Source organism: Thalassospira lucentensis, from assembly GCF_032921865.1.
Taxonomy (GTDB): Bacteria; Pseudomonadota; Alphaproteobacteria; order Rhodospirillales; family Thalassospiraceae; genus Thalassospira; species Thalassospira lucentensis_A.
The window spans coordinates 3,925,618-3,936,804 of sequence record NZ_CP136684.1 but is presented as its reverse complement, the minus strand read 5'-3'; the positions used below and the strand labels follow the sequence as shown (position 1 = coordinate 3,936,804).

The following is an 11,187-nucleotide window of genomic DNA, read 5'->3' as shown; positions in this document are numbered from 1 at the left end:
ATGCTTTATGCAGAAATTCGTCCATCCGGTGTTTCACGCAAGCTGGCGTGAAATTCCCTTCCGCGGAGGTATTAACCGGAAAAAGGTAGGAATTTATCATGGCTTTGCCAACCTTTACCATGCGTCAGCTGATGGAAGCTGGCGTCCACTTTGGTCACCACACCCGCCGCTGGAACCCGAAGATGAAGCAGTTCATCTTTGGTGCACGCAATGACATTCACATCCTGAACCTTCAGGAAACCGTTCCGATGCTGCATCGTGCGATGCAGGCCGTTCGTGACGTCACCGCAGGTGGTGGTCGTGTTCTGTTCGTCGGTACCAAGCGTCAGGCATCCCCGGTCATCGCGGAAGCTGCAAAGCGTTGCGGTCAGTACTATGTGAACCATCGCTGGCTCGGCGGTATGCTGACCAACTGGAACACCGTTTCCAACTCGATCAAACGCCTGAAAGAACAGGACGAGATCCTGTCTGCCGGTGCAGAAGGTCTGACCAAAAAAGAAATCCTGAACCTGACCCGTTCGCGCGACAAGCTTGAGCGCGCGCTTGGTGGTATCAAGGACATGGGTGGTCTTCCCGACATCATCGTCGTGGTCGACACCAACAAGGAAGCACTTGCTGTTCACGAAGCCAAGAACCTGAACATTCCGGTTGTTGCAATTCTGGACTCCAACTCGGATCCGGCAAACGTTGCTTACCCGATCCCGGGCAACGACGATGCGATCCGTGCGATCCAGCTTTATTGCGACCTGTTCGTTGGCGCGGTTCTGGACGGTATCCAGCAGGAAATGACTGCTTCTGGCGCGGATCTCGGTGAATCCGAAGAAGTTCCGGCTGAAGCCGCTGCTGTTGAAGAAGCCGCTCAGGAAGCAGCTTCCGCATAAGTTTCATTTTGTACCTGATGAAACGGCGGCTAGCATGCCGCCGTTTCTTTAGGTGTTCACTGATCGCGTAATAGGGGCTTTAAAAATGGCTATTACCGCTGCTCTGGTTAAAGAGCTTCGCGAAACCACCGGCGCTGGCATGATGGATTGCAAAAAGGCGCTGTCCGAAACCGAAGGTAATCTTGAAGCTGCCGTTGACTGGCTTCGTACCAAAGGTCTTGCTGCTGCTGCCAAGAAAGCCGGTCGTGTTGCCGCCGAAGGTCTGGTGGGTGTTGCTGTTAACGGTACTTCCGGTGCCGTTGTCGAACTCAACTCCGAAACCGACTTCGTTTCGCGTAACGAAGACTTCCAGAAATTCGTCGCAGAAATCGCAAACCAGGCCGTTTCGGCCAATGGCGATATCGATGCGCTGAAAGCAACCCCGTTCCCGGGTACTTCGCGTAACGTCGAAGAACAGGTTACCCACATGATCGCCACCATCGGCGAAAACATGAACCTGCGTCGTTCGGCTGGTATCTCGGTCGAGAAGGGTGCTGTTGCGTCCTACATCCATTCCGCGATTGCGCCGAACCTAGGCAAGATCGGCGTTCTGGTTGCACTCGAATCCGAAGCTGATGCGAGCGTTCTTGAAGGCCTTGGCAAACAGATCGCAATGCACATTGCAGCAACCAACCCGGCTTCGGCCACGGTTGACGATCTGGATCCGGAACTGGTCGAGCGCGAGAAAGCCGTTCTGACCGAACAGGCCAAAGAATTGGGCCGTCCGGCTGAAATCATCGAAAAGATGATTGATGGCCGTATCCGTAAATATTACGAGCAGGTCGTTCTGGTCGAGCAGACCTTCGTGATTGACGGCGAAAGCAAAGTCAAAGACGTGATCGCAAATGCCGCAAAAGACGCTGGCAAACCGATCACCCTTAAAGGATTTGTCCGCTTCGAACTCGGTGAAGGCATCGAGAAAGAAGAAAAAGACTTTGCTGCAGAAGTTGCTGAGCAGCTGAAGAAATAAACATCTGATCGAAATGGTGCGTCGTGTGTCATTTCGTGTATGATCCCAGACCGGCGAGGTCGGCAGCGCATAATCGCCCTGTTACTCGCCGGTCTTTTTATATCTGAATTTTGCTGAACCGGGTTTCGGGACAGTTTGAAATATCGGCAGTAAGAGGCAATCCAACATGGCAGAAAACGGCCAACTGAAATTTCGTCGCGTCCTTCTGAAACTTTCGGGCGAGGGGCTTCTGGGAAAACAGCAATACGGGATTGATCCCGAGACGGTTGACCGGATCGCAAGCGAAATCAAAGCCGTTCATGACATGGGTGCCGAGGTTTGCATGGTGATTGGCGGGGGGAACATCTTCCGCGGGGTCAAGGGTGCATCCCAGGGCATGGAGCGTGCCACGGCCGATTATATGGGCATGCTGGCTACCATCATGAATGCCCTTGCGGTTCAGAACGCGCTTGAGCGCCACGGGGTCCAGACCCGCGTGCAGTCCGCCATTCCGATGTCATCGGTTTGTGAGCCCTATATCCGCCGTCGCGCGGTACGCCATATGGAAAAGGGCCGGGTGGTGATTTTCGCCGCCGGTACGGGCAACCCGTTCTTTACCACCGATACGGCCGCGGCACTTCGCGCAGTTGAAATGGGCTGCGACGCATTGCTTAAGGGGACGCAGGTTGACGGGGTTTACACCGCCGATCCGAAAGTTGACCCGACGGCGGAACGTTATGATTCGCTGACCTATATGGAAGTTCTTGCCAAAGATTTGCGTGTTATGGATGCATCGGCTATTTCATTGGCACGCGAAAATGATATTCCGGTTATTGTATTTTCTCTGCATAATCCGGGCGCATTTGCCGACGTGGTTTGTGCAAATGGTACGTTTACGATTATTTCGAATGGAGACTGAAGGTGTCTGACGTTGCTGGCCTGAAAAAAGACCTTGCCCGCCGTATGGAAGGGGCTGTCGAAGTTTTGCACAAGGAATTCACCGGGCTCCGGACCGGGCGGGCCAGTGCAAACCTTCTTGAACCGGTCATGGTTGAAGCCTACGGCGTACCGACCCCGCTTAACCAGGTTGCGTCCGTCAGTGTTCCGGAATCGCGTATGCTTTCGGTTCAGGTCTGGGACAAATCAATGGTTAAATCGGTCGAAAAAGCGATCCGTGATTCAGGTCTTGGCCTGAACCCGGCGGCTGATGGTACGCTTGTTCGCGTGCCGATCCCGGCATTGAACGAGGAACGCCGTGCGGAACTGTCCAAGGTTGCCGGCAAATATGCCGAGCAGGCCCGTATTTCTGTTCGTAACGTCCGCCGTGACGGCATCGACCAGATCAAGAAATGGGAAAAGGACAGCGTGATCTCGAAAGATGACCTCCATAACGAGGAAAAAGAGATCCAGAAGCTGACCGACAAGGTCATTGGCGAGATCGACGAAGCGCTCGCCCATAAAGAACAGGAAATCATGCAAGTCTGATCATGACGGTGCTGGCATCTCAACCCAACCCTTCAGATTTGCGGGTCGTGCCGCGTCATGTTGCCATCATCATGGATGGCAACGGGCGCTGGGCGAAGCTGCGTGGCAAGCCCCGCACGATGGGACATCGTTCGGGGGTTGAGGCCGTGCGTCGCACGGTCGAAGCCGCGGCGGAAATCGGCATCAAGTATCTGACCCTTTACGGGTTTTCGACCGAAAACTGGAAGCGCCCGGAAAGTGAAGTCAGCGACCTGATGGGCTTGTTGCGGCTGTTCATCAAACGCGAACTGGCAACCCTGCACAAAAACGGTGTCCGTATCCGGATCATCGGGGACCGCACACGTTTTGATGACGATATTCGTGTTCTTTTGGCCAATGCCGAGGAACGCACGCAGGGCAATACCCGTTTGAACCTGACCATTGCGCTCAGTTATGGTGCACGGGCGGAAATCACCGATGCGGTACGGCTGATTGCGCAGAAGGTTGCGGCCGGGGAAATTCGGCCTGATGCCATCGACGAAAACATGGTCGAGGCGCATCTGGCGACGGTTGGAATGCCCGATCCGGATCTGCTGATCCGGACCAGCGGCGAACAGCGCATCAGCAATTTCCTGCTTTGGCAGTCGGCCTATACGGAGTTCGTGTTCGATCAGGTTCTTTGGCCCGATTTCGGACGTGAACATCTTGAAAAAGCGATAGAAAACTTTGCCGGACGGGAGCGGCGTTTTGGTGCAGTCATCTGAAGCCCGACGCCAGGAAGATACAAATTCAGGATTGAAGCCACGGGTTATTTCCGCATTGGTCATGACCCCGATCGCCGTTGCGGCAGTGTGGTTCGGTTCCCCGTATTTCGAGTTTCTCGTATTGCTGTTTTCAGTTGGCATGATGTGGGAATGGACGCGGATGTGCGTTCCCGGTCATGTCAATTCGATTTCGATTGTTGCGGGGGTGGCGCTTGCGGTTGCCATGCTTTTGCTGACAACCGGGGAATATCCGTTTGTTCTGCTGTCGGTATTCGTCAGTGCGGCAACAGCGGCACTGCGTCCGGGCAAAGACCGGTTTCTGGCGGCGTTTGGCATCGTTTATATATCGTGTGCGGCACTGGCGGCACAGTGGCTGCGCAGCATGCATGGTGATGGCCTGTTGCTGATCATGTGGCTGTTCTTTCTGGTGTGGGCGACGGATACCGGGGCCTATGCCTTTGGCAAGGCGATTGGCGGTCCGAAACTGGCCCCGCGTTTCAGCCCCAAGAAAACCTGGGCTGGCCTGATTGGTGGCATGCTGTGTGCGATGGTGATCGGGGGGCTGATCACCTATTTCAGCAGCAATCAAATCCCGGTGTCCATTGTTCTGGCAAGTGCGGTTCTGGCGATTGTAGCGCAGGTGGGCGACCTTGGAGAATCTGCGCTTAAACGCCATTTCAAGGTCAAGGACAGCAGCCACCTTATTCCGGGGCATGGCGGGTTGCTTGACCGTGCCGACGGGATGTTGTCGGTTTTTCCTGTCGCGTTTGTTATTGTGTATTTCATTGGATTGTCGTTGCGCTAGGGCCTGGACCCTGGAGGCAGAAATCCGCGAAGCTGGTGTTTGATGACAATTAAGAAATCAGTCTGCGTGCTTGGCGTGACCGGATCGGTTGGCAGCAGCACGGTAGATATCCTGAAAGCACATGCAGACAAATATGCCGTGGACGCCATTACCGCCCATCGAAATGTGCCGGCGCTGGCAAAGGCCGCCATCGAGCTTGGGGCAGCCATGGCGGTTATTGCCGATGAAAGCCTTTATGAAGACCTGAAATCAGCGTTGTCGGGCACCAATATTCTGGTGGCGGCCGGTGATGACGCACTGGTCGAGGCCGCATCGCGCCCCTCCGATATCGTTATTGCCGCGATTATCGGTGCGGCGGGGCTCAGGGCGACGCTGGCGGCCATTCGCCGCGGGGCAAGGGTTGGACTTGCCAACAAGGAAACGCTGGTTTGTGCCGGTGATCTGATGATGGCGGAAGTCGCGAAATACAATGCGACGCTGATCCCTGTCGATTCCGAACACAGTGCTATTTTCCAGGTGCTGGAGCAAAAGTCGGTCGACAAGGTTGACCGTATTCTTCTGACGGCATCGGGTGGGCCGTTCCGGGAATGGTCGCTTGAGGAAATGAAATCGGTTTCGCCCAAGCAGGCGCTGGCCCATCCCAACTGGGACATGGGGGCGAAGATTTCGATTGATTCGGCAACCATGATGAATAAGGGCCTTGAACTGATCGAGGCATGCCGTCTGTTCCCCGTGCCCGAAGAACGTATCGAGGTGGTGGTGCATCCGCAATCCGTCGTGCACAGCATGGTGGAATATTCTGACGGATCTGTGCTTGCCCAGCTTGGCTCGCCCGATATGCGAACCCCGATTGCCTATGCGCTTTCATGGCCGGAAAGAATACGGGTTGATGTAGCGCGTCTTGATTTTGCCACGATCGGGCAGTTGAACTTTACCTCGCCGGATCTGAAACGGTTTCCGGCCCTGCGTCTGGCGCGTGAAGCGTTACGGGCGGGGGGCACGGTGCCGACTGTTCTGAATGCTGCAAACGAGATTGCCGTTGGTGCATTTCTGGGCGGAAAGCTTACCTTCCTGCAAATTGCCGAAACGGTCGAGCGCATGATGAACAGGATTGCCGCATCGCCGTTACGCGATCTCGACCAGATGTTTGATCTTGATGATATGATTCGTCGTGAAACGCTGGGCATGATCAAAACCGGTCTTTGAGTGCCAAAAATGCGGGGTTCGCCCCGAAAAAGGAACGTCTTCTATGGAAACCCTTCTTGCCTTTCTATTTGTTCTTTCGGTTTTGGTGTTTGTCCATGAATACGGGCATTACTGGGTCGCGATCCGGAATGGCGTGAAGGTTGAAGCGTTTTCAATCGGATTCGGGCCAGAGCTTTTTGGCTGGTACGATAAAAAGGGTACGCGCTGGAAAGTCAGCCTGCTGCCGCTTGGTGGGTACGTCAAAATGTTTGGCGACATGAACCCGGCAAGTGCCGGGCAGCGTGACGACCTTGACGAAGAAGAACGCAAGCATGCGTTTCATCACAAGGGGCTGGCGGCGCGCGCGGCGATTGTTTTTGCCGGTCCGTTGGCCAATTTCCTGTTCGCCATCATTGTTTTTACCGTTCTTTTTGCGGCAGTCGGCCAGCAGCGCGCCCTGCCGGTGGTGGGGGAGGTTGTTGACGGCAGCCCGGCGGCGATTGCGGAATTGCAATCCCAGGACCGGATCAGCGCGATCAACGGGCAGCCGATTGACTGGTTCAGCGAACTTTCGGATGTGATCCGGGCCAATGCCGGTACGCCGGTTTCGCTTTCGGTCCTGCGTGACGGGCAGGAAATCGAGGTTCAGGTAACACCAGAGGCCGTGACATCGGGCGAGGGTGATGATGTTGAGAGTTTCGGCCGCCTTGGCGTGACCGCCGGTGCTTTTGAAACCCAGCGCGACGGGATTATCGATGCGACCGGCAAGGCGTTTTCATCGACATGGAACCTGATCGCGCAGACGATGTCGGCATTGGGTGAAATGATTTCGGGCGAACGTGACAGTTCCGAGCTTGGCGGCCCGATCCGTATCGCACAGATGTCGGGCGAGGTTGCCGAGGGTGGCATTGGCCCGCTTCTGTTCTTTATGGCGTATCTTTCGATCAGCCTTGGGTTGATTAACCTGATGCCTGTTCCGGTTCTTGATGGTGGTCATCTGGTGTTTTATGCCATCGAGGCGGTTCGCGGTAAGCCCTTGGGCGCAAAAGCACAAGAATATGGTTTCCGTCTCGGGGCAGGTTTGGTATTCAGCTTAATCATCTTTGCAACTTGGAACGACCTGACGCAATTGGGCGTCTGGAATTTCTTCAAAGGCCTGGCAGGCTGATGATAGACGGCATCAGGGGGTTGAATTTGCTGCGTAATGTGAAAGCGGCTGCTTTGGCGGCAGTCTTGCTTGGTGGAACCGCGCCAACCATAATTCCGATGGTGGCCTATGCCCAGGGAAGCAGCGTTATCCGCGAAATCCGGGTAGACGGCAACAACCGTATCGAAGCCGCGACGGTTAACGCGTATCTGTCGGTAAAAGAAGGCGATCCCTATGATCCGCAAAGAATCAACGAATCGCTGAAGTCGTTGTTTTCGACCGGACTTTTTGCCGATGTTTCCATCGGTTTCGAGCAGGGTGTGCTGAAGGTCAATGTCGTTGAAAACCCGATCATCAACCGGATCGCCTTTGAAGGTAACGAGCGCCTGAAGGATGATGCGTTGGGGGCGGAGCTTCAGTTGCGTCCGCGCGTTGTTTACACCCGCACCAAGGTGCAGGCTGATGTTCAGCGTATTCTTGATCTGTATCGCCGTTCCGGCCGGTTTGCCGCAACGGTCGAACCCAAAGTCATCCAGCTTGAACAGAACCGTGTCGATCTTGTCTTTGAAATTGACGAGGGTGAAGCGACCGGTGTTCGCAAGATCAACTTTGTCGGCAACAAGGCGTTTGATGATGGCGAATTGTCCGAAGTTGTCCGGACAACCGAGAGTGCCTGGTGGAAAATCCTGACGGCGGATGACAATTACGATCCGGATCGCGTCACGTTTGACCGTGAATTGCTCCGCCGTTTCTATCTTTCAGCCGGTTATGCCGATTTCCAGGTTCTGTCGTCGGTTGCCGAACTGACCCCGGATCGTTCGGACTTCTTCATCACCTATACCGTCAGTGAAGGCCAGCGTTACCGGTTTGGCGATATCAATGTTGTATCGCAGATCGACAAGATCGATCCGGCGACATTGATGCCGCTGATCGAGATTGAAAAAGGCGACTGGTATAATGCCGACCTTGTCGATGACGCCATTGATGCGCTGACCACCAGCATCGGTGATCAGGGTTATGCGTTTATCGATATTCGCCCGAATGTCGAACGCGATCGCGAGACCGGTGTCATCAACATCACCTTTACGATTGCCGAAGGGCCGAAGGTTTATGTCGAGCGCATCGATGTGGTCGGCAACGTCCGTACCCTTGATGAGGTTGTACGTCGCGAATTCCGCCTTGTCGAAGGCGACGCATTCAGCAGTTCGAAACTGAAACGTTCGCGCCAGCGTGTTGAAAACCTGAACTTCTTCAAGACGGTTGATGTGAAAACGCTTCCGGGCAGTGCACCGGATCAGACGGTTCTTGAGGTCGATGTTGAAGAAAAGTCGACCGGCGAGTTTTCCATCGGTGCCGGTTACGGTACGGATGACGGTGCGTTTGGTCAGGCCGGTATCCGTGAACGCAACCTGCTGGGTAAAGGGCAGGACTTGCGTCTTGGCTTTACGCTTGGCTCCTCGAGCCAGCAGATCGATCTGTCCTTTACCGAGCCTTACTTCCTTGATCGCGATGTGAGTGCCGGTTTCGACATCTATCGCCGTGAAGAAGACAACCAGGACGAAAGTTCTTATGACGAGAAGCAAACCGGTATCGGTCTGCGTTCCGGTTTCCGCTATTCCGAAGCATTGTCCCAGTCGGTGCGTTACGGGTTCGAAGTTAACGAATATTCGGACATTGATAGCGATGCATCGCGACTGCTGCGTGAAGAAGATCCGGAATTTTCCGAGTTCAACGATTGGCCAGACGCTGACATACGATCAGCGTGATAGCACGATTTCGCCGAAGGAAGGCTACTTCATGCAGCTTTCCAACGATTTCGCCGGTCTTGGTGGATCGGAAACCTATCTTCGTACGCGTGTGAATGGCGGGTATTACTATCCGCTGGATCGTGAAAAAGAATGGGTGCTGTCGACCAAGGGATCTACTGGTTATATCTTTGGTATTGGCGACGACACGCGCATTTCGCAGCGCTTCTTTACCGGTGGTTCGAACCTTCGCGGTTTTGAATCTGCCGGTGTTGGCCCGCGCGATATTGAGACAACCGATGCGGTCGGTGGCAAATTCTTCTATACTGGTACGGTGCAGATGGACTTCCCGTTAGGATTGCCATCCGAATTTGCCCTGACTGGTCGTGTTTTCAGTGATTTCGGTTCTTCTGAAGGGGTTGATGGGGCAAGGCCCGGCGAGATTTATGACGAGGGGTCGCTTAGGGCGTCTGTTGGTATTGGGGTAGGCTGGGAATCGCCGTTTGGCCCGATTGGTGTTGACCTTTCGCAGGCTATTCTCAAAGAAGATTACGACAAAGAGGAAGTGTTCCGATTGAACTTCGGGACCAGATTCTGATGAAAATGATGAAATCTATCCAGACTGCCATTGCCGCAATTGCCATGACATTTGCGGTCGGTGCCATGACTGTCGCCTCGGCCCAGGAAAATACCGGGGCGGAGGACACGACTGCTGTTGTGATGATCGTCGATTTTGAAGGCATCATGCGTGAAGCATCTGCCATGCAGGACATGACCAAGCAGATCAAAACGCGTCAGGAAGCTTATCAGCAGGAAATCGAAAAGCGTCAGCAGGCCCTGCGCAAGGAAGAACAGGAAATCGCCCAACAGAGAACCCTTCTGTCTGCCGATGTCATTCAGCAGAAACAGAAAGAATTTCAGCAGAAAGTGGCTGATTTTCAGAAGTTTGCCCAGGGACGCAACCGCATCCTTGACGAGGCGCTTAATTCATCGCGGGTGAAGTTCCAGAAAACGCTGATCGAAGTGATTGCCGATGTTGCCGAGCAGCGCAAGGCAACACTGGTTCTGCATAAAAGCCAGGTCATTCTGCATGCCAATGCCATGGATGCTTCCAAGGAGGTGTTTGACCGCGTGAACAAGGCAATGCCGACCCTTAGCGTCGAGTTCAAGGAAGCGTCCTGATGGCGGATCCCCGGTTTTTTAAACGCAAGGGACCTTTCAGCGTTCAGGAAATTGCCGATCTGACCGGCGCGGAACTGGTAAACGCACCAGATCCGTCGCGCCGTTTTGACGATGTATCGCCGCTTCAGAATGCCGATGCGTCGATCCTGAGCTTTTTCGACAATCGCAAATATCTTGATGCCTTTGTCAGCAGTTCAGCAGGTGGGTGTTTTGTCCGGCCGGAATTTGTTGATCGTGCACCGGCTGATATGGTGCTGTTTACGACGAGCGATCCGTACCGGGCATATGCCAAGGCCGCAACGGCCTATTATCCGTTTGACGAGGCGAATGGCGTTGTTTCACCGCATGCCGTTGTTGCCGATACCGCCAGGATTGGAAAAGGTGTCCAGATCGACGCAGGTGCTGTGATCGGCGAGAATTGCGAGATCGGTGATGGCTGTATCATCGCCAGCAATGCGGTGATCGGTGAAGGTGTCGTGATTGGGGCCGGAAGCAAGATCAGTGCCGGGGCGACGATCAGCCATTGTCTGATCGGCAATCTGTGTCTGATTTATCCTGGTGTTCGCATTGGACAGGACGGTTTCGGCTTTGCCATGGGGCCGCAGGGACATCTTAAAGTGCCGCAGCTTGGCCGCGTCGTGATTGGCAATGATGTCGAGATCGGGGCCAATTCGACAATCGACCGTGGGGCCGGGCCAGACACGGTGATTGGCAATGGTTGCCGTATCGACAACCTTGTCCAGATCGGCCATAACGTCGAACTTGGCATGGGATGTGTCATCGTGTCCCAGGTCGGGATTTCGGGATCGACCAAGCTTGGCAACTTTGTTGTTGCCGCGGGTCAGGCCGGGATTACAGGCCATCTTGAGATTGGTGATGGCGCAAAAATAGCCGCGCAATCCGGTGTCATGAAAAATATCGGTGCGGGCGAGACCGTTGGCGGAAGCCCCGCTGTGCCGGTAATGGAATATCATAAACAGACCGTGGCCCTGTCACGGTTAATACGGAAAAAGAAATAAGGGCAAT

General features: G+C 54.5%; 12 protein-coding genes. All 12 read left to right on the top strand.

The window, feature by feature from the left end; all coding sequences use genetic code 11:
* Window positions 1-98 precede the first annotated feature (98 nt).
* Window positions 99-881 carry a 30S ribosomal protein S2 gene (gene rpsB / locus R1T41_RS19045; RefSeq protein ID WP_062948597.1) on the top strand — a complete coding sequence of 261 codons (783 nt, stop codon included), beginning with the start codon at window positions 99-101 and terminating at the stop codon, window positions 879-881.
* Window positions 882-966: 85 nt separating this feature from the next.
* Window positions 967-1,890, top strand: a complete 924-nt coding sequence (gene tsf, locus R1T41_RS19040) for a translation elongation factor Ts (RefSeq protein WP_317338581.1) — start codon at window positions 967-969, stop codon at window positions 1,888-1,890.
* Window positions 1,891-2,056: 166 nt separating this feature from the next.
* Complete coding sequence (gene pyrH / locus R1T41_RS19035; RefSeq protein ID WP_062948600.1) at window positions 2,057-2,788, top strand: UMP kinase; 732 nt, start codon at window positions 2,057-2,059, stop codon at window positions 2,786-2,788.
* Window positions 2,789-2,790: 2 nt separating this feature from the next.
* On the top strand, window positions 2,791-3,354 hold the full coding sequence (frr, locus tag R1T41_RS19030) for a ribosome recycling factor (protein WP_062948601.1): 564 nt from the start codon (window positions 2,791-2,793) through the stop codon (window positions 3,352-3,354).
* A 2-nt stretch (window positions 3,355-3,356) separates the two neighbouring features.
* Window positions 3,357-4,097, top strand: a complete 741-nt coding sequence (locus R1T41_RS19025; RefSeq protein ID WP_317338578.1) for an isoprenyl transferase — start codon at window positions 3,357-3,359, stop codon at window positions 4,095-4,097.
* Window positions 4,084-4,902 (top strand): phosphatidate cytidylyltransferase, encoded by an 819-nt coding sequence (locus R1T41_RS19020; protein WP_269451386.1) that lies wholly within the window; start codon window positions 4,084-4,086, stop codon window positions 4,900-4,902. The genes R1T41_RS19025 and R1T41_RS19020 overlap by 14 nt, the downstream gene beginning before the upstream one ends.
* Before the next feature lie 42 nt (window positions 4,903-4,944).
* Window positions 4,945-6,108 carry a 1-deoxy-D-xylulose-5-phosphate reductoisomerase gene (locus R1T41_RS19015; protein WP_062948607.1) on the top strand — a complete coding sequence of 388 codons (1,164 nt, stop codon included), beginning with the start codon at window positions 4,945-4,947 and terminating at the stop codon, window positions 6,106-6,108.
* Window positions 6,109-6,151: 43 nt separating this feature from the next.
* Window positions 6,152-7,255 carry an RIP metalloprotease RseP gene (rseP, locus tag R1T41_RS19010; protein ID WP_317338573.1) on the top strand — a complete coding sequence of 368 codons (1,104 nt, stop codon included), beginning with the start codon at window positions 6,152-6,154 and terminating at the stop codon, window positions 7,253-7,255.
* Between the two features lie 26 nt (window positions 7,256-7,281).
* Window positions 7,282-9,000, top strand: a complete 1,719-nt coding sequence (gene bamA, locus R1T41_RS19005) for an outer membrane protein assembly factor BamA (RefSeq protein ID WP_317338571.1) — start codon at window positions 7,282-7,284, stop codon at window positions 8,998-9,000.
* A complete protein-coding gene (locus R1T41_RS19000) occupies window positions 8,918-9,577 on the top strand; it encodes a BamA/TamA family outer membrane protein (protein WP_317338569.1) in 660 nt (219 codons plus the stop codon). The genes bamA and R1T41_RS19000 overlap by 83 nt, the downstream gene beginning before the upstream one ends.
* Window positions 9,577-10,161, top strand: a complete 585-nt coding sequence (locus tag R1T41_RS18995) for an OmpH family outer membrane protein (protein ID WP_062948613.1) — start codon at window positions 9,577-9,579, stop codon at window positions 10,159-10,161. The genes R1T41_RS19000 and R1T41_RS18995 overlap by 1 nt, the downstream gene beginning before the upstream one ends.
* Window positions 10,161-11,180, top strand: coding sequence for a UDP-3-O-(3-hydroxymyristoyl)glucosamine N-acyltransferase (gene lpxD / locus R1T41_RS18990; protein ID WP_317338566.1), 1,020 nt, complete (start codon window positions 10,161-10,163; stop codon window positions 11,178-11,180). Before R1T41_RS18995 ends, lpxD begins: the two co-directional genes overlap by 1 nt.
* Window positions 11,181-11,187 lie beyond the last annotated feature (7 nt).

Bases quoted from the DNA above. Each gene is read 5' to 3' on its own strand.
- tsf (WP_317338581.1), top strand. From the start codon at position 967: ATGGCTATTACCGCTGCTCTGGTTAAAGAGCTTCGCGAAACCACCGGC.
- R1T41_RS19000 (WP_317338569.1), top strand. From the start codon at position 8,918: ATGCATCGCGACTGCTGCGTGAAGAAGATCCGGAATTTTCCGAGTTCA.
- R1T41_RS19025 (WP_317338578.1), top strand. From the start codon at position 3,357: ATGACGGTGCTGGCATCTCAACCCAACCCTTCAGATTTGCGGGTCGTG.
- R1T41_RS19015 (WP_062948607.1), top strand. From the start codon at position 4,945: ATGACAATTAAGAAATCAGTCTGCGTGCTTGGCGTGACCGGATCGGTT.
- rpsB (WP_062948597.1), top strand. From the start codon at position 99: ATGGCTTTGCCAACCTTTACCATGCGTCAGCTGATGGAAGCTGGCGTC.
- pyrH (WP_062948600.1), top strand. From the start codon at position 2,057: ATGGCAGAAAACGGCCAACTGAAATTTCGTCGCGTCCTTCTGAAACTT.
- R1T41_RS18995 (WP_062948613.1), top strand. From the start codon at position 9,577: ATGAAAATGATGAAATCTATCCAGACTGCCATTGCCGCAATTGCCATG.
- rseP (WP_317338573.1), top strand. From the start codon at position 6,152: ATGGAAACCCTTCTTGCCTTTCTATTTGTTCTTTCGGTTTTGGTGTTT.
- lpxD (WP_317338566.1), top strand. From the start codon at position 10,161: ATGGCGGATCCCCGGTTTTTTAAACGCAAGGGACCTTTCAGCGTTCAG.